Origin of the sequence: Bacillus sp. M13(2017) (assembly GCF_002218325.1) — a bacterium.
GTDB classification, from domain to species: domain Bacteria; phylum Bacillota; class Bacilli; order Bacillales; family Bacillaceae_G; genus Bacillus_A; species Bacillus_A thuringiensis_K.
Window position 1 is genome coordinate 24,507 of record NZ_KZ268517.1, and the last position, 17,899, is coordinate 42,405.

Genomic DNA, 17,899 nt, shown 5'->3' on the forward strand with positions numbered 1-17,899 from the left:
TTAAATGTCTAGATAAGGGGATGGATTATGATTGAATTAGAAATGAGGGTAGAACGTCTTAGGAAAGAAAAAATAGAGGACATTGTAGCGTTATCTTCTTATATTGGGTGGGATTATAACAGGGAAGAAATTGAGACTATTTTTAGCTCAGGTATTGTATACGGTGTGTGGAATGAGAGGGAGGAACTCATTGCTAGTGCGGCAATAATATTATATGAAGAGAAATTAGCATCTATCGGAATGGTCATTGTACATCCGAATTATAAGGGACGCGGGATTGGAAAGACGATAACGAATGCATGCATGAAGAGCGTATCGGCTCAAACTGCCATTATGCTTATTGCTACAGATGAGGGGGAATTTTTATATGAAAAATTAGGATTTAGAGCAGTAAGCTATGTTTCTAAATACATATGTAACTCGTACAATGTGAATGATTATTGTATAGAAAATGAAGATTATATAATGAATTATCAAGAGTGTGATTTAGAAGAACTAATAAAATTAGATGAATATGCGTTTGGAACAAATAGAAAAGAGTTTTTAACGAAAAGAATTATGCAAAGTGAACAGTGTATCGTTGTAAAGGATAAGGAACAACATGTACTAGCATATGGTTTAAGCGTACAAACACCAGAAAATAAAATAATAGGACCAGTCGTTGCTAAAAATGATGAAATGGCGATGCGAATTGTACATTATTTAGCAAGTGAACATCATGGTAAATTAAGAATTGATGTACCAGAGGGGAAAAACGATTTTATGAATGAATTAGAGGCTGTTGGCTTTCAAAAGGTTAATACACCACCAATTATGATGAAAAATAGCGATCAATTATTAAAAAGGAATAATGAGTTATATAGCATTGCAGCGCAAATTTTTGGATAAAAAAGAATCCTTCTGAATGAAGGATTCTTTTTCGTTAATCACGATATTGATCATGAATAGGTACAAAAAGGTCTTCCTCGACATCCCTAACAACTGAAAAATGATCCACATTATAATGTCCATGTAGAATTTTATTATGATGAGCAATAATTTGCTCTGCAGATAATACGTTAGAATCAGTTGTGGAATGACCATTTTTAATTAATGTAACGTCACATCCTTGTACAGTCGCAGTTCTAACTGCGGTGTCGATACAATGCTCTGTTTTACATCCACCGATAACGATATGGCCAATCTTCTCTTCTTTTAAAAGTTCAAGTAAAGAAGTGCCATAGAATGCGTTCGTTGCTGCTTTATTAATAAGGATTGCAGACTGAGGTACTTGAATTTCATTATGTACTTCAAATCCCTCACCGCTACCAGAAGCAACATCGATATCTCTTACGAAAACAATAAGGGCATTTGCATCGATTGCTTTCTGCACAGCTGTATTTAGTGTGGATAGTAACTCGGTTTTACGAAAAACTGCATTTTCTTTTTCATTTCCATCCATTAACTCTTGTTGCGCATCAATAATTAATAGTGCTTGTTTCATTTTATATCCCTATCCCCTTTAATATAAAATAAGTTACCAGTTACATATTCTTTTATATTGTAAGGAAATCCTCTATCGTCTACTTCGGATAGATTTACAAAGTTGTCATATAAATTTCATTCTCATAGCTTGTAAAAACATGTATGATAGGAGATGGAGAATTTTTGAGTAGGTGGGAATAGCATGCAAACAGTAGAAGATTATCTTTCATTCTTACATACGAAAGGATTTAAACTATCAGAGGAAGCACAAGGGTTTATTATGTTCGGACAAGGATATACGGGTGCATCTGATGGAATTGTGAACGCGGCAATAGAAGCGACAATTAAACATCAGTTACAGTTTGATGGGAGTTATTTTGTTGCGTTATTAGAACGATTGAAAGAAGAAGAGATTACAGATAAAAAAAGCGCTAAGGCTTTTATGCGGAAGTTACAAGCGTAACTTCACGCAGCCTGCGCTTCTTTTTTTGTTTTGGAAGGTAATTCAACAAACACCATGCCTAGGAAAATACAGAGGCATCCGATAATAGCGGAAATAGAAAGTTGTTCGTTTGCAACGAGAACGCCTGTTAAGGCAGCGAAAACGGGCTCCATTGCGAAAATAATGGCTACTCTCGTTGGAGACGTATGTTTTTGCGCTGATGTTTGAATGAAAAAAGCAATGGATGTTGCGAATAGAGAAGTTAGAAATAGGGCGAATAAAAAGGAAGAATTCGTCCATAGTGCTGCTGAAAGTAATTTTTCCCAATCTTCAAACAAAAAGGCGCAAATAGAAGAAAACATACCGACAGCTAACACTTGCGACGTACTTAACAATAAAGGTGATATTTTCTTAGAGAAGAAGCCATTAACAAGAATATGAGCAGCGAAAGCAACCGCGCAACCGAGAACGAGTATATCTCCAATGTTTAATTGAAATGAATCACCAGCTGTTAATAAGTATAAACCTGCTGTTGCTACAGCAATGCCCATTACGATAAAAATAGTAGCTTTTTGTTTTAAAAAGATAAAAGACAAAATAGGTACCATAACGATACTAAGCCCTGTTAAGAATCCTGCTTTTGAAGAAGTTGTATAAAGTAAGCCGAATGTTTGTAACACATAGCCAACACATAAAAAGAATCCAACGATTAATCCAGCAAGGCTACTCTGTTTTATATCTTGTTTTGAAGTTTTTTTTGCGAAAATCATTTGAACGAATAATAAAATAATTCCGGCGAATAAAAAGCGAATACCATTAAAAGTAAATGGACCAACGAAAGACATAGCATTTTGAACGACAACAAACGTAGCTCCCCAAATAAAAGAGACAAATAATAAAGCAAGAGGAGCAATCCAATCTTTTTTCACACTCATACCTCCGTTAATTTTGTAAGATAGCCTTTCTAGCTAACTCATCAGCAACTTTATTTTGACTACTTGGAATCCACTTAATAAAAAAGAGGTCGAAATTTTTTATGTACTGCAGTGCTTCTTCTAATAAAGGTGCAAACATTTTATTTTTTGCGTATTCTTTTTCGACAGCTCGCTCGACAAGTTGCGAATCTGTACGAAAAGAGACAATGTTATAATTATGCTCCGTGCAATATTTTAATGCCGCAAGTAAAGCGTGGTATTCTGCTTCATGATTGGACATTGTCCCGAGGGGTAATGATAATTGTACAGCTGGTTGAACCCCTTTAATAAATACTCCTGCACCAGAAGGACCAGGATTTCCTTTTGATGCACCATCAATATATACTTCAATCAAAATGAGAAACCTTCAAATGATAAGATGATCCCCTACTTATATGTTTCTTTGAAGTAGGGGATAGAGTAATTAGCCGATTGTAATGCTATAACGACATGTAAATGTTTCATTCGCTTGTAAAGATTGAATTCCTTTTTTTTCCTTGAAATCTTTTGCTGGAGTTACTTCATCGGCAATTCCGTACCAAGGTTCAATACATAAGAAAGGTGCATTATCCCCTGGTGTCCATACGCCGACAAATGGGAATCCATCAAATTCTACTTTTACAAATTTATTATGTTTATGAGAACGAATCGAAATTTCATTCGTATTCATATGTTCAAAAATAAGCGCATCATTTTTGAATAAATCATATGTAAGTGGCAATTCATTTGTATTTTCAGCGATTAATTGCTTTTTGCTTGAAAGGTAAGGTCCTTCTAATACACTGGTTTCTAAGTGTTCCGAACCATTAAACGATAAGTGATAATCTGTAAATGATTCACCGTCCAATAAAGGCAAGTTGAATCCAGGGTGTGCTCCGATTGAGAAGAACATCTCTTTTGAAGTAGGATTGTTTACTTCGTATGTTACATGAACACTTTGTCCATCTAGCTCATAAGAAACGAGTAATTCGAATTCGTATGGGTATTTTTTTAATGTTTCTTCATTACTAGTAACGATATAAGTGATCTTTGTTTCGCTTTGTTCTTTCACAGAGAAAGTAAGATCACGAGCGAAACCGTGTTGTGTTAATGAATATGGTTTACCGTCTACGTAGTATGTATTATCTACTAATCGGCCGACAATTGGGAATAAAATTGGTGCGCGGCGCCCCCAATAAGTAGAATCACCTTGCCATAAATATTCTATGTTGTCTTCTTTTAAGCGAACGCTCTGTAATTCTGCACCTTTGTCAGAAATGGAAACGATCACTTTTTCATTTTGAATTGTTGCTGTCATGAAGTGAAACCTCCTAAATCTTTCATATGTTTCATTATACGTTGTCTAAAAGAAAAAAGGTAGTTCACGATAGGAATCTATTGACGAAAGAGGGGCTACCACGTAAAATATAATCTTGTTGCTTAAAAAACGAATAACGTGGTTCGAAACCATCCCACGTAAAAAAACTAAGGAGATTTTGTCATGAATATTAGAACTTTAGTCGGTAATGGTATTTTAGGGGCATTATATATTGCTGTTTCTATGCTTATTCAGCCATTTGGCTTTACGAATGTACAGTTTCGTATTTCAGAGATGTTTAATCATCTTGTTGTATTTAATAAGAAAGCAATTTACGGAATTGTATTAGGTGTATTTTTAACGAATCTCTTTTTCTCACCTATGATCGCTTACGATTTAGTATTTGGAGTAGGGCAATCTATTCTTGCATTAGTTGCAACGATTATTTCTATGCGATTTATTAAAGGTGTTTGGGCTCGTATGATTTTTAATACAGTTATCTTTACAATTACAATGTTTATGATTGCAATTGAACTTCATCTTGCATTGGGTTTACCATTTATGTTGTCTTGGTTGACATGTGCAGTTGGTGAATTTGTTGTCATGGCGATTGGTATGCCTGTAATGTACTGGATTAACAAGCGAGTACAATTTGAAAGATTTATGCAATAGATGAAAGAGTTATTCCTATAGGGATAGCTCTTTTTGTATGTAATCACATTGAATATAATGCTGTGACTATTGATACAATATAATAAAATAAAGTGAGGCTTTCATTAGCTGGCTACATATAAGAAGTCTTATATAAGGGGAATCTAGTATGAAATATAAAATTCATTGGTTGTATAAAACAAAGCGCGGTTTGCAGACGGAATTAACGACAGATTATATGAACATAGAAGAAGTACTTCAATTTGCAGAGGATTTTGAGAAAACGGGTAGGGTGAAAGAACTACTATTTTACGATGAAATGGATGCCGAATGGTCATTAAAGGAAATGAAAAAGCTGAGTAAACAAGTGGAGGAAGAGCCTCAAGAAATACACGTTTATTTTGATGGGGGGTATGATGTGCAAACGAAAGAGGCTGGCGTTGGTATATGTGTGTATTATAAAAAAGGAAATACAAACTACCGCATTCGCCGCAATGCATATATAGAAGGTATATATGATAATAATGAAGCGGAATATGCATCATTATTATACGGTATGAATATACTCGAGGAACTAGGGATTAAGTATGAAGCAGTTACACTTCGCGGAGACTCACAAGTGGTACTGCAGCAATTGGCTGGAGAATGGCCTTGTTATGATGAACATTTAAATCATTATTTAGATCAAATTGAACAAAAGGCGAAGCAAATGAAATTAAAACTTGTATGTGAGCCGATATCTAGAAAACAAAATAAAGAAGCACATCAATTAGCTACGCAAGCATTAGAAGGAACAGTTATTGATAGTCATAAAGAAATAACCGAATAGAGAGGTGCAAAGGTGGATAAAAAGCAACTCATTACAGAGGTAAATGACTTATTAGAAACGTATTGTGAAGGGTGTTTTTTGCGAGAACATAATCGAAAGACGAATAGTAAGTATTACGCTCATTCATTTTGTATCAGGCAATGTACAGTTGGAGAAACGTTGAAAAAGTATGGAGAACAGCTGTCATGAAAAAACATCCAGAGAAAATTCTCTGGATGTTTTTTAGTGCTTCGCTTCATTTAATTGATGCTCGCATTGACTTAATTTTTTTTCCTCATTCATCAGAAACGGCTCATCTAAATCTGTTGCAACAGACTTCATAATTTCAAGCTGAGAGCGAGCGGCTTCTACAGCAGTAGTAGCATGCTCTAATGTATCTGGATCCATTGAAATTGTTGCTGATCCTACCATTTTTTGTGCTGTTTCTACACGGAATTTCACTTCTTCAAAATCATTTACTTCTGATCCCATTGCTAATTCCTCCTTTGTATAGTGCGCATTTCACATAGTTTTTGCTCTGTAAAACGGAAATATACAAAGGAATAACAAAGGAGGTTACCAAGTAAGGTAACCTCCTGTTATATGTTGGATTAAAGTTTTACTACGTTAGCAGCTTGAGGTCCGCGGTTACCTTCAGTAATATCGAAAGATACTTCTTGACCTTCTTCTAAAGCTTTGTAGCCGTCTCCTTGAATAGCAGAGAAATGTACGAATACATCGTCAGCGCCTTCCATTTCGATAAATCCAAAACCTTTTTCGTTGTTAAACCATTTTACTTTTCCTTGCATGTTACAATTCCTCCTAAAAGCGTTTACTATTTTCATTTAGTGAAATTCATTTAAAAAAATAATATAAACTAAAAATGCTATATTCTTGAATATTCTGCTAAATGATTAATTTAAATATACACGAATTGGGAGAATTTAGTCAAGTAAGCGATTTTATTTTTTTGTATTTTTAAATAATTTTTCAGTCAAATTTTTAAATAGGTATAGGACAGACCGAGTATGTAATATTCTTAATTGAATGCTATACATAATGAGGTGAAAGAATGAATAAGTCTTACTTATTAGACAATGAAGGAATGAGAACGAGAACCGACATACCGGATTGGGTTGCAAAAGAATTTGAGATTTTTTCAAGTGTCGTGTTAGAACCAACTTTTCCATGTTATTTCGGTTTAACAGCTTTGAAAAAGAATGAACTTCGTTATTCATTTCTTTCTCATAATGATTGGAGTCATTTGCCACATACAATGTTATCTTTTTTAGAGTTAATGAAAGAGAGGCCGATTGTAAGAAGGGGCTTTTTCCTTTTTGTAGAACCGGAATGTGAAGAACAATCACTCGAATATTACCGTGATTCCTTTTGGAAAGTGTTACAGTATTTACATGAAAATGATAATCAAGCATGGCCAAAGCAAATTCCTGAAGATCCAGACCATTATTTATGGGAATTTTCATTTGGTGGTGAGCCAATATTCGCATTTGGAAATGCGCCAGCTTATAAAAAACGAAAAACTAGATATTTAGGGAATTCACTCGTTATTGGGTTTCAGCCACGCACTATTTTTGATGGATTAGAGGGAGATCATCCTAAAGGAGCATATTCAAGACAAATGGTCCGTGAGTGAGTTGAAAAGTGGGATCAATTGCCGAAACATCCTAACATTAGTCATTATGGTGACCCAGAGCATCGCGAATGGAAACAATATTTCATAGGAGACGATGTAGAGCTAATAAAAGGGAAATGTCCTTTTCTTCATAGGATAGAAAAGTAAGAGCCATCACCTAGATGGTTCTTTTGTATATTTTGGATAAAAAAGGGTATTTTATTATGAAAGCTAGTCTATTTTTTTAATTACATCATTAACTAGTAGTAAAGAGAGTAGAAAGGATAGAGCGATGTTTGGAGCAATTATACAGCAAATCGTATTAGGTATATCATTGGCTGCGCCAGTAGGGCCAATTAATATTGAAATGTTAAAACGAGGAATCGAACGTGGGTTTTGGCACGCTTGGGTTGTTGGAATTGGCGGAATGACTGCAGATGTTTTATTTATGCTTCTCATTTATTTCGGTTTATCTTCTGTGTTTATGTATACATATGTACAAGCCTTCATGTATTGCACGGGTTTTTTCTTGTTATTTTATTTAGGATTTCAAAGTGTAAAACAAGGAATTTTCCACTCGAATATGGAATATAAAAAAGAAGAGGTAGGTGGCCTTAAGCAATCGTTTATGGCGGGATTTTTAATTGCGATATCCAATCCATTAAATCTTGTTTTTTGGTTTGGTATATACGGAAGTACACTTAGCTCATTACTTACGAAGGTAACGAAACAAGAAGCTTTTTTATACAGTCTTTGCATTATTGCTGGTATTATTTTATGGAATTTAAATATTGCTTTTTCTGTACATTTTGGAAGAACTTTATTAAAACCAAAAGCGCTTGGCTACATAACAGCCGGAGCAGGTATTATTTTAGTATGTTACTCTATACATTTTGCATACAAAGCTTTACAGTTGTTCACATAAGATTGAAGGGGAGATTTTTATGTATCGAACCACTATTGAAGGAAAAGAAATTATAATTACGTTAGCGCCAAAAATCCGAAAAGAAATTACTGATAGAGATCCACTATATGAAACGGTATTTCATAATGCAGCAAGATTGTTACAAACAAAGCAACCGACGTTTGCAGTAAATCATGAAATATTGGGGCTTATTATTGGAGAAGTGCAAAGAGGAGAAGTAACAGTGTTTGCAGTGGAACATATTATTCCGAAGCAAAATATATTTGGACCAAACAATTTTTTCTCGACAATAGAACAGCAGGCAAATTTGTAAAGTGAATAGAATAAGAATAGAAAAGAAATAGTCGTAACGATATGTTGCGGCTGTTTTTTTGGAAAAGGGGGAAACAAGATGAAGAAAGTGGGGAAAGAGTTCTTTTTACAACATGATATCGTTATTATGTATAGCATTCTATTTATTTTCATTATTATTTTAAAAATGCAATTTTTTACGTGGTTTGGTATGTTAGCATGTATGGTTGGGATTGCTTTCTATACACTTAATGAATATATGACACATCGTTTTTTATTCCATATAAAGCCACCTAAAAACACATTTCTATTAAAAATGTTAAGAAGATTGCATTATGATCACCACGTATATCCAGATGATTTAAAACTTTTGTTTTTACCTGTTTGGTTTAGTATACCTAGTTTTACTATATATTTGCTTATAGCATATGGTATTACAAAAAGTGTTACTATTACACTTTCATTTGGAATCGGAATGATTATTATGCTACTCGTTTACGAATGGAAACATTATATTGCCCATAGACCGATTCGTCCCGTCACTAAGTTTGGAAGATGGTTAAAAAAACAACATATATTACACCATTATAAAAACGAAAAGTTTTGGTTCGGTGTTTCAAATCCAGTATTCGATTTTATATTTGGAACACTTAAAGACGGAAAAGAGGTTGAGTTAAGCGAAACAGCTCGTAATTTAGAAAAGGAAAAAAAGACAAAAGTAGTGCGTTAAGCACTGCTTTTGTCTTAATGAGGAAAAAATAAGTAAGGTGTCACTTTATGTTGAAAAAGTATATTAAAAATTTAGGGGAAATTGCCGAAAAATGTCTATCAAAAAATCTTTGCATGAATGCACGGATTGTCTACAATAAGTATAAGTTTCTGAATATTTATAAAATTTAGTCTTTAGGTATACAAGGGGGAAGTGCATTTCAAGTAAGAGAGGGGATCGGTTAATGAAACGAGATGATACGTCAGCACGTAAGTTGCAAAATGAGGTGAATTATACAGAGGTTGTTCAGTCAGAAGAATTTCAATTGCTATTAAATACGAAAAAGAAGTTCATCGTTCCAATGAGTATTTTCTTTTTAAGTTTTTTTATTGCGTTACCTATATTAACATCGTATTCAAAGGTACTCAATACACCGGCATTCGGTGATGTTACGTGGGCATGGGTATTTGCATTTGCTCAATTTATTATGACGTGGTCATTATGTATGATTTACAGCAAAAAAGCGGAATCCTTTGATAAAATCTCACAAAACATTCTGCAAGATATGCAAAAAGGGAGGGGATGACTTTGAATGTAACCGCTTTTGCACTATTTTTAATCATCGTACTTGGTACACTCGTCATAACTTATTTTGCATCGAAGAAAACGAAAAATGCGAGTGAGTTTTATACGGCTGGAGGGGGATTAACTGGTTGGCAAAATGGTCTGGCTATTGCGGGAGATTATATGTCTGCTGCGTCCTTTCTTGGTATAGCTGGGGCAATCGCGTTAACTGGGTTTGATGGGTTCTTTTATAGCATCGGTTTTTTAGTTGCATACTTAGTTGTATTATACTTAGTTGCAGAGCCGCTTCGAAATTTAGGAAAGTACACGTTAGCAGATATGATTGCAGCGCGTTTTGATGCGAAAAAAGTTCGCGGAGTTGCAGCGCTTAATACGATGACGATTTCGATTTTTTATATGATTGCACAATTAGTTGGGGCTGGTGCACTTATTAAATTATTATTAGGAATCGAATATACGACATCTGTTTTAATCGTTGGTACATTAATGACAGTGTACGTTATTTTTGGCGGAATGACTGCGACGAGCTGGGTTCAAATTGTAAAGGCTGTATTACTTATGGCTGGTACATTTATTATTTCTGTTATCGTTTTCGCAAAATTTAATTTTAGTGTGACTGAAATGTTCGCACAAATGAAGACAGCTACACCGTTAAAAGACTCGTTTTTAAACCCAGGAGTAAAGTATAAAGATGGCCTTGATACGCTATCTTTAAATTTAGGACTAGTTCTTGGTACAGCTGGATTACCACATATTCTTGTTCGCTTCTTTACAGTTCGTGATGCAAAAACAGCACGTCAATCTGTAGTATACGCGACGTGGTTAATTGGCGCATTTTATATTATGACAATTTTCTTAGGATTTGGGGCAGCGGCATTTGTAGGGAATGAGGCAATTATTAAAGCAAATCCTGCAGGTAATATGGCAGCACCTTTATTAGCGAAAGCGTTAGGTGGAGATTTCTTATTTGCTTTCGTATCAGCCATTGCTTTTGCAACGATTTTAGCTGTAGTGGCAGGCCTTGTATTAACAGCAGCGTCAGCCTTTGCACATGATTTTTATAATGAAATTATTCGCAAGGGGAAATCAACGGAAAAAGAGCAAGTTTCAATGGCTCGCTATGCGTCTATTGGAGTAGCGGTATTATCCATTATACTAGCGTTATTTGCTCAAACATTGAACGTAGCATTTTTAGTTTCATTAGCATTTGCAGTTGCAGCGAGTGCAAACTTACCAGTTATATTATTCACAATATATTGGAAGCGTTTCAATACAGCGGGTGCCATCTCTGGTATGATTGTTGGTCTCGTATCAGCTATTGTTCTCGTAGCGTTAAGTCCGAATGTTTGGAATCCTGTAGCTGGAAAAGCTATATTTGTTGGAGAAGCGATATTCCCATATACGACACCTGGAATTATTTCGATCCCGCTCGGATTCCTTGCAGCGTATTTAGGGACCATTTTATCTAGTAAGAAAGAAGATGCGGCGAAGTTTGATGAAATTCTTGTGAAATCTAATACTGGTCATGGTATTAGTGATGCGTCTTCACATTAAAAAAGAGGGGCTTTTCGATAATAAGAAAAGCTCCTTTTTCTTTTGTCATTTTATTGTAAATAATACTGCTTTGTAAGTAGGATTTGTCTTAATTTTGTGGAATGAAAATAAGCAGGGAGAAATTTAAATCATCATGGCACCAGCGCAGCTTTTGTGAAAAATAAGTTGTTATGGAAGGTGGAAGAAATGATGAAAACGAAACAGACTGATGAATTATTAGCAAAAGATGAGCAATATGTTTGGCACGGAATGCGTCCCTTTAGTCCAAATAATACAATGGTAGGGGCAAAAGCAGAAGGGTGCTGGGTTGAAGATATACAAGGGAAAAGATATTTAGATGGTATGAGTGGTCTTTGGTGTGTGAATAGTGGATACGGCAGAAAAGAGCTCGCAGAGGCAGCTTATAAGCAATTACAAACATTATCATACTTTCCGATGTCACAATCGCATGAACCGGCTATAAAGCTTGCAGAAAAATTAAATGAGTGGCTTGGAGGAGAGTATGTTATTTTCTTCTCTAATAGTGGTTCGGAAGCGAACGAAACAGCTTTTAAAATAGCAAGGCAATACTATGCGCAAAAAGGTGAAGCACATCGTTATAAATTTATGTCACGTTACCGCGGGTATCATGGAAATACAATGGCAACGATGGCAGCGACGGGACAAGCACAGCGTAGATATCAATATGAGCCATTTGCTTCAGGCTTTTTACATGTAACGCCGCCAGATTGCTATCGTATGCCTGGAATAGAAAGAGAGAACATTTACGATGTAGAATGTGTGAAAGAAGTAGATCGCGTTATGACATGGGAATTAAGTGAAACGATTGCAGCTTTTATTATGGAACCAATTATTACGGGTGGAGGCATTTTAATGCCACCACAAGACTATATGAAAGCTGTTCATGAGACGTGTCAAAAACACGGTGCCTTGCTCATAAGCGATGAAGTGATTTGTGGTTTCGGACGTACAGGAAAAGCATTTGGATTTATGAATTATGATGTGAAGCCAGATATCATTACGATGGCAAAAGGGATTACGAGCGCATATTTACCGTTATCAGCAACAGCTGTGAAAAAAGAAATATATGAAGCATTTAAAGGGAAGGGAGAATATGAATTCTTCCGTCATATTAATACATTTGGTGGAAATCCAGCGGCTTGTGCATTAGCACTTAAAAACTTAGAAATTATGGAAAATGAAAATTTAGTTGAGCGCTCTGCACAAATGGGCTCGCTTTTATTAGAGCAATTAAAAGAAGAAATTGGAGAGCATCCACTTGTTGGGGATATTAGAGGAAAAGGTTTACTAGTTGGAATTGAGCTAGTAAATGATAAAGAGACGAAAGAGCCAATTGATAACGACAAAATTGCAAGTGTTGTAAATGCTTGTAAAGAAAAAGGGTTAATTATAGGGCGAAACGGTATGACAACAGCAGGATACAATAACGTCTTAACATTAGCACCACCGCTTGTTATTTCGAGTGAAGAAATCGCTTTTGTTGTTGGAACGTTGAAGACAGCGATGGAACGCATTTAATGAATGAAGCGAGCTGTAGATTACAGCTCGCTTTTGTTTAGTAGGAGGAGTTTTTTATGGAGAAATATGATCCTAGTCAACATTATCACATCGGATATTATGAAGATGGATATGATTTGGAAGTGACAGCGTACAAAAGAATAAATGAACCAGTTTGGGATGCTTATATTCCGCACTATGAGGCAGACGGTTTTTATAAGAAAGTGGAGGAAATGAAACTAGGCGAATATATAGATGATTATGGCATTAAGGTGTATTCATTTAGTAATGATATCGATGATGAAGAAGCTCGAACTATTTTTGAAAAATGGTTAAAAAAGCACGAGATTGTTTAAAGATAAAACAAAAAGGAGATTGCTATTTTATAAGATAGCAATCTCCTTTTATTATAGTAAACTTATTTACTTGCTTTCATTCATTGCTTTATCTTTAGCGCCAAAAGTGTATTTTAACATTGGTGGTGTAATCATTGTAGTTAAAATAACGACAATAACGATTGCTGTAAAGTAATCTTGTGCTAATAGACCTGAAGAGAGTCCTGTTCCTGCGATGATAAGTGCAACTTCACCACGAGAAACCATACCAGAACCGATAATTGCAGAAGACTTTGCATCAAATCCAGTCATGCGTGCACCAACACCACAACCAATTAGTTTTGTTAATACAGCGATTACTGTTAATGCTAGGATGAACCAAATTTGATTGCCAATACCGTCAAATGTAATATTCATACCGATACTAACGAAGAATACTGGAACGAACATAGCGTAAGCAATTGGTTCTACTTTCTTTTCTACTTCATGTTTGTAGTTTGTTTGAGAAATTGCAATACCAGCAGCGAAAGCACCAATAATACCAGCAATTCCTAATAATTCGCCGAAATATGCGAATGAGAAACAGATGATAAGAGCTGCGCTCACGATAGACTCAGATACGCGTAGTGGTGATAACCAACGCATGATCGCTGGTACACCTTTCCATCCAATTAAAATAATAGAAGCGAAGAATACTACTTTCTTCAAGATAATCATTGTTAAGTTAACATCATCAGTGCCTAAGAAGCTCATTGCGAATGCTAATAAAATAACAACAAGAATATCATCAAATACAGCGGCTCCAAGCATCGTCGTACTCTCACGTGTTTTCATTTTACCTAAATCACGAAGTGTTTGAACGGAAATACTAACACTTGTCGCGCACAGAAGTAACCCTAAGAATACAGCGTTTCCTTGTTCCATTCCCATAACAAGACCGGAAACGTAACCACCTACGAATGGAAGAATGATACCCCCGAGTGCAACTGCTAAAGAAGAATTGCGATTTGCGTTTAATTCATCTAAGTCTGTTTCAAGTCCTGCCATAAACATTAAAAGAATAACACCGACATTACTTAATTGTGTTAGAAGCTCTGAATTTTCAATCCAACCTAATATAGCTGGGCCGATAACGATACCGACAATTAATTTACCTAGCACAGAAGGTTGACCTAATCTAACACTAAGATCACCAGCAAGTTTTGTACTTAATAAAATAAGTGCAATTTGAAAGAAAAATTCGAATTCCATCTGATCCTCTCCTCGTCATTTTTAGTTTTATCATACGATTTCTCGGAATTTGCCTAATGAAAATATGTAAAACCCATTAAACAAAAAGGGTCTGATTACAAGTTCTTTTGAACTCGTAATTTGAACCTGTAATTAATATATAATAAAATTTATTAAAAATCAATGAAAAAATAGCAGATTTTCATGATGGAATTTGATTTAGGTATGAAGGGAATGGCTATATAATAAGAAGAAATAAGGCAACATTTTTAATGAATTGGAGAAGGAAACATGTTATTAAATAAACGTTTTACAATTGGAGAAATGGCAAAAATGCATAATATCGCAGAATCTACATTAAGGTATTATGATGAAAAAGGAATTTTTCATCCGTCCATTGTTGATCCTCAAACGAATTATCGTTATTATACAATCGATCAATTTTCACTGTTAGATACGATTAAATTTTTACGCCAGTTAAATATTCCGTTAAAGGAAATTAAGAAATATATTGATGAAAGAAATCCAGCATACGCACTCAATTTACTGGAAAAACAACAAGAGATGATGCTGAAGAAACAAAGAGAAATTGAGTATGCTTTGGCGAAAATGGAGCATAGAATTCATTTAATTAAGGAAGCAACAAAAGCAAAAGCTGAACAAATGGTAATAAAAGAGATCCCGCAGCGAAAAATAACAGCTATTGCGGTTGCCCCGAATACGACGGATGATATGTTTGAGTACTACATTCATTCGTTGCAAAAAAATATGAGGCAAATGGATGATAGCTTATTTTCTGGAGATATTGGTGTAACTGTTGCGAAAAAAGGGTTAATGCAAAATGAGTTTCAAGCATATAGCAGTGTATTTATTCTTTTGGATTATATGCCGTATGAAGTGCATACTTCAGATGAAATTAAAGAAGGTTTATATGCTTGTTCTTATCATCATGGACCGTATGAAGAAACAGATGCAACGTACAAGGAGTTACTTACATACATTGATAAAGAAGGTTACGAAGTACATGGAGATTCGATTGAGATTGGATTGATTGATTGGTCTGTAACAGAAGATCCTGAGGAGCAAGTAACAGAAATTCAAATTCCTATAATGAAAAAACAAAGCAATAAGTTATAGGACTCGTATAATTACAAATGAGCATCAAACGCGATAATTAAGTCACCTATTTTTTAATTCTCTATTGACCTTAAAGTTACTTGAAGGTTTAAACTAAGAAAAGAGAGTTGAAAAAAAGGAGCATATTAGAGTATGGAAGCAACAGAAAAATTAAGAGAAAAACCAATTAAAAGTTTATTTATTTCTTATTTAATACCAGCCGTCCTCGGAATGGTATTAATGTCAGTGAATATTGTAATTGATGCGGTTATGATTAGTAGAGGAGTTGGGGCGAACGGTTTAGCAGGAGTGAACGTGGCTATTCCAGCCTTTTCGATTTTCTTCTCTATTTCATTATGGATTGGAATGGGCGGGGCAACGTTATATTCCATTGCATTAGGTGAAAATAAACGAGAGAGAGCGAGGTCTATTTTTACTCAATCAATGACGGTAGCAGTTGTTATCGTAGGTGTTTTAGCAGCGATTTGCTTATGGAGAATAGAAGATTTAGCATACTTATTTGGTGCAAATGAAGTAATTTTACCATATGCGTTAGACTATTTACACGTATTATTAACATTTGGAATGATATACGTTTTAGAAAATATTTTAAGTACATTTATACGAAATGATGGAAATCCTAATTTAGCAATGGCTGGTCTTGTTGTAACGGCTGTATTAAATATAGTGTTTGACTATATCTTTATTTTTATCTTTGGATGGGGCGTAACAGGTGCTGCCTCAGCGACTATTCTTTCGGCAGCGATTGGTTTCCTTGTATTATTAACCCATTTCTTTAGAAAAAGTAGTATTTTAAAGTGGACGAAATTTCATTTTGAATGGGATACTGTCAAACAAATTATGGTGATTGGTTTCCCAAGTTTTACAGCAGAAAGTACGGTTGCAATCGTAACGATTGGTTTTAATATCGCATTTGTCCAATATGCAGGAGAAGTAGGAGTAGCTTCCTATGCGATGGTGAATAGTATTCATGCAATGACATTACTATTATTCTTTGGTGTTGGAGCAGCATTACAGCCAATTGCTAGTTTCCATTACGGGGCAAATTTATCAGAGAGACTTCGTGAAGGATTGAAGTTTGCTGTGAAAATTGCTGTTGTCCTCGGAGGCTTTGCGATAATTGTCGGATTATTCTTTGGGAAATATATCATTGGTTTATTTGATGTTCAATCTCCAGAATTATTGGAGTTAACCTTAACAGGTATTAGTTTATTCTTTATCCAATACGTATTTTTAGGTTATAACATTGTGTATGGAGAGTACTTCCAATCAGTGCGACAAACGAAGAAATCAGTACTTATTATAATGAGCCGAGGATTACTATTTATTATTCCATTGTTATGGATTATGCCGAAATTATTTGGTATAAATGGAATTTGGCTCGTTATGCCAGTTGCAGAAGTAATGACAGCGGTTATCGTATTTACGATGAATCGTATGAAACATCCTGTGCCATTAAATATGGCAGGAGAGAAAGAAGCGATATGATGAAGAAAATCCCCTTAAGCAATTAAGGGGATTTTCTTATTCCTTTATACTAATCGCAAAAGATCCATCCGTTTCTTGAACAGAAGCAAAGGCAACGTTTTTAATATTTGTAATTCCTTTTTCTTTTAATTCTTTATATAACCATTTTTCATCTTTATGTATTAACTTTAAGTTATCATATTGAATTTGTGAATCGACGATAAGTGCAATTGGTAATCCAGCATACTTAATTTCTATGTTTAAATCTTTTGGAGTTAATGGTACAAGTTCTCTTTTTGGTAAAATACTAATAGCGCCGTTCGCTTCTAAAATAGCGTATTCAATTTCATGAACACTTGGATATCCTGCAACGCGAAGATTAGAAAGCAATTCTGCAATGGGGTATCTACTTTTTTGTAAGTTCTCAAAAATAATATCACCATGTTTAATTAAAATGATAGGGTGTCCGAGAATAAAACGATTTAGTTTGTTGAATAGGCTTAATTTTGTAAGGAGTAAATGTAAACATGTGATAACAACCATACCGAGAAATGCTTGTAAAGCACCAGAGACGGGTATGGCCTGGAAAGCTAAATAAGATAAAAAAATTATAGCCCCAAAATCATGAGGAGTTAGTTGCGCTAACGCGGATTTACCGAGTAACTTAAGCGATAGTAAAAATAAGATGAAAAAGAACGACACGTTACATAAAAAGAGAAGCAATAGAGACACTCCTTCGTGTAAAGTTGTACTTACTATTCCCGAAAGTAATATAAATATTACCTTTCAGAGGATAAATTAGGGTTTATTGGAATTTGTCTGTATACAAACAAATAAATGGATATTATCATGAAGGAAGTAAAAGAAAATAGGAGTATA

At 34.9% G+C, this 17,899-nt stretch carries 22 protein-coding genes, 1 pseudogene and 1 riboswitch; of the genes and pseudogenes, 15 read left to right on the forward strand and 8 right to left on the reverse strand.

Annotation, left to right across the window (positions count from 1 at the left end; genetic code table 11):
• The first annotated feature begins 27 nt into the window (after positions 1–27).
• Positions 28–888: a GNAT family N-acetyltransferase gene (locus CGQ22_RS27125; RefSeq protein WP_000571033.1), complete on the forward strand. Its 861-nt coding sequence runs from the start codon at positions 28–30 to the stop codon at positions 886–888.
• A gap of 34 nt (positions 889–922) precedes the next feature.
• Here CGQ22_RS27125 and CGQ22_RS27130 read toward each other — a convergent pair whose 3' ends face one another.
• The gene (locus CGQ22_RS27130; RefSeq protein ID WP_000806331.1) at positions 923–1,483 is read right to left on the reverse strand and encodes a cysteine hydrolase family protein; all 561 of its coding nucleotides are present in this window, start codon (positions 1,481–1,483) and stop codon (positions 923–925) included.
• A 183-nt stretch (positions 1,484–1,666) separates the two neighbouring features.
• Here CGQ22_RS27130 and CGQ22_RS27135 point away from each other — a divergent pair, with 183 nt between their 5' ends.
• Positions 1,667–1,927, forward strand: coding sequence for a DUF6123 family protein (locus tag CGQ22_RS27135; RefSeq protein ID WP_001195212.1), 261 nt, complete (start codon positions 1,667–1,669; stop codon positions 1,925–1,927).
• A gap of 2 nt (positions 1,928–1,929) precedes the next feature.
• Here CGQ22_RS27135 and CGQ22_RS27140 read toward each other — a convergent pair whose 3' ends face one another.
• From CGQ22_RS27140 to CGQ22_RS27150, 3 genes are all read right to left on the reverse strand, one after another.
• Positions 1,930–2,835, reverse strand: coding sequence for a DMT family transporter (locus CGQ22_RS27140; protein ID WP_000711150.1), 906 nt, complete (start codon positions 2,833–2,835; stop codon positions 1,930–1,932).
• 13 nt (positions 2,836–2,848) lie between these two features.
• The gene (locus CGQ22_RS27145) at positions 2,849–3,235 is read right to left on the reverse strand and encodes a reverse transcriptase-like protein (protein WP_000573872.1); all 387 of its coding nucleotides are present in this window, start codon (positions 3,233–3,235) and stop codon (positions 2,849–2,851) included.
• A gap of 69 nt (positions 3,236–3,304) precedes the next feature.
• A complete protein-coding gene (locus tag CGQ22_RS27150) occupies positions 3,305–4,177 on the reverse strand; it encodes an aldose 1-epimerase family protein (protein WP_089149592.1) in 873 nt (290 codons plus the stop codon).
• Between the two features lie 132 nt (positions 4,178–4,309).
• A riboswitch (PreQ1 riboswitch) is annotated at positions 4,310–4,354 on the forward strand.
• Between the two features lie 6 nt (positions 4,355–4,360).
• Here CGQ22_RS27150 and CGQ22_RS27155 point away from each other — a divergent pair.
• The 3 genes from CGQ22_RS27155 (at position 4,361) to CGQ22_RS27165 (ending at position 5,846) form a co-directional block, all read left to right on the forward strand.
• The gene (locus CGQ22_RS27155) at positions 4,361–4,849 is read left to right on the forward strand and encodes a QueT transporter family protein (protein WP_089149593.1); all 489 of its coding nucleotides are present in this window, start codon (positions 4,361–4,363) and stop codon (positions 4,847–4,849) included.
• 148 nt (positions 4,850–4,997) lie between these two features.
• Entirely contained in the window at positions 4,998–5,657 is a 660-nt protein-coding gene (locus CGQ22_RS27160) for a ribonuclease H family protein (protein ID WP_000875543.1), read from the forward strand.
• Positions 5,658–5,669: 12 nt separating this feature from the next.
• Entirely contained in the window at positions 5,670–5,846 is a 177-nt protein-coding gene (locus CGQ22_RS27165) for a zinc-finger domain-containing protein (protein WP_000358801.1), read from the forward strand.
• A 33-nt stretch (positions 5,847–5,879) separates the two neighbouring features.
• On the opposite strand, the gene CGQ22_RS27170 is transcribed toward CGQ22_RS27165, so the two are convergent.
• Entirely contained in the window at positions 5,880–6,128 is a 249-nt protein-coding gene (locus CGQ22_RS27170) for a DUF2564 family protein (protein ID WP_000534396.1), read from the reverse strand.
• A gap of 119 nt (positions 6,129–6,247) precedes the next feature.
• Positions 6,248–6,445 (reverse strand): cold shock-like protein CspB, encoded by a 198-nt coding sequence (gene cspB, locus CGQ22_RS27175; protein WP_001161731.1) that lies wholly within the window; start codon positions 6,443–6,445, stop codon positions 6,248–6,250.
• A gap of 263 nt (positions 6,446–6,708) precedes the next feature.
• Between cspB and CGQ22_RS27180 the strand changes: the two are divergent.
• The 8 genes and pseudogenes from CGQ22_RS27180 (at position 6,709) to CGQ22_RS27215 (ending at position 13,207) form a co-directional block, all read left to right on the forward strand.
• Positions 6,709–7,437, forward strand: a pseudogene (locus CGQ22_RS27180) (YqcI/YcgG family protein).
• A 124-nt stretch (positions 7,438–7,561) separates the two neighbouring features.
• Positions 7,562–8,194 carry a LysE family transporter gene (locus tag CGQ22_RS27185; protein WP_000466565.1) on the forward strand — a complete coding sequence of 211 codons (633 nt, stop codon included), beginning with the start codon at positions 7,562–7,564 and terminating at the stop codon, positions 8,192–8,194.
• Between the two features lie 19 nt (positions 8,195–8,213).
• Positions 8,214–8,507 (forward strand): hypothetical protein, encoded by a 294-nt coding sequence (locus CGQ22_RS27190; protein WP_000286382.1) that lies wholly within the window; start codon positions 8,214–8,216, stop codon positions 8,505–8,507.
• A 78-nt stretch (positions 8,508–8,585) separates the two neighbouring features.
• Positions 8,586–9,215, forward strand: a complete 630-nt coding sequence (locus CGQ22_RS27195) for a sterol desaturase family protein (RefSeq protein ID WP_000755399.1) — start codon at positions 8,586–8,588, stop codon at positions 9,213–9,215.
• A 223-nt stretch (positions 9,216–9,438) separates the two neighbouring features.
• Positions 9,439–9,780 (forward strand): DUF485 domain-containing protein, encoded by a 342-nt coding sequence (locus tag CGQ22_RS27200; RefSeq protein WP_000817376.1) that lies wholly within the window; start codon positions 9,439–9,441, stop codon positions 9,778–9,780.
• A 2-nt stretch (positions 9,781–9,782) separates the two neighbouring features.
• The gene (locus CGQ22_RS27205) at positions 9,783–11,333 is read left to right on the forward strand and encodes a solute symporter family protein (protein ID WP_001103249.1); all 1,551 of its coding nucleotides are present in this window, start codon (positions 9,783–9,785) and stop codon (positions 11,331–11,333) included.
• Between the two features lie 189 nt (positions 11,334–11,522).
• A complete protein-coding gene (locus tag CGQ22_RS27210; RefSeq protein WP_000850944.1) occupies positions 11,523–12,872 on the forward strand; it encodes an aspartate aminotransferase family protein in 1,350 nt (449 codons plus the stop codon).
• Positions 12,873–12,928: 56 nt separating this feature from the next.
• Positions 12,929–13,207: a DUF3986 family protein gene (locus tag CGQ22_RS27215; protein ID WP_000417077.1), complete on the forward strand. Its 279-nt coding sequence runs from the start codon at positions 12,929–12,931 to the stop codon at positions 13,205–13,207.
• Between the two features lie 66 nt (positions 13,208–13,273).
• Here CGQ22_RS27215 and CGQ22_RS27220 read toward each other — a convergent pair whose 3' ends face one another.
• Positions 13,274–14,437 (reverse strand): cation:proton antiporter, encoded by a 1,164-nt coding sequence (locus CGQ22_RS27220; RefSeq protein ID WP_000393874.1) that lies wholly within the window; start codon positions 14,435–14,437, stop codon positions 13,274–13,276.
• A 270-nt stretch (positions 14,438–14,707) separates the two neighbouring features.
• Here CGQ22_RS27220 and CGQ22_RS27225 point away from each other — a divergent pair, with 270 nt between their 5' ends.
• Both CGQ22_RS27225 and CGQ22_RS27230 read left to right on the forward strand, forming a co-directional pair.
• Positions 14,708–15,553, forward strand: a complete 846-nt coding sequence (locus CGQ22_RS27225) for a MerR family transcriptional regulator (protein ID WP_000925915.1) — start codon at positions 14,708–14,710, stop codon at positions 15,551–15,553.
• A gap of 132 nt (positions 15,554–15,685) precedes the next feature.
• The gene (locus CGQ22_RS27230; RefSeq protein WP_000388398.1) at positions 15,686–17,041 is read left to right on the forward strand and encodes an MATE family efflux transporter; all 1,356 of its coding nucleotides are present in this window, start codon (positions 15,686–15,688) and stop codon (positions 17,039–17,041) included.
• A gap of 36 nt (positions 17,042–17,077) precedes the next feature.
• On the opposite strand, the gene CGQ22_RS27235 is transcribed toward CGQ22_RS27230, so the two are convergent.
• On the reverse strand, positions 17,078–17,743 hold the full coding sequence (locus CGQ22_RS27235; protein ID WP_089149594.1) for a DUF421 domain-containing protein: 666 nt from the start codon (positions 17,741–17,743) through the stop codon (positions 17,078–17,080).
• Positions 17,744–17,899 lie beyond the last annotated feature (156 nt).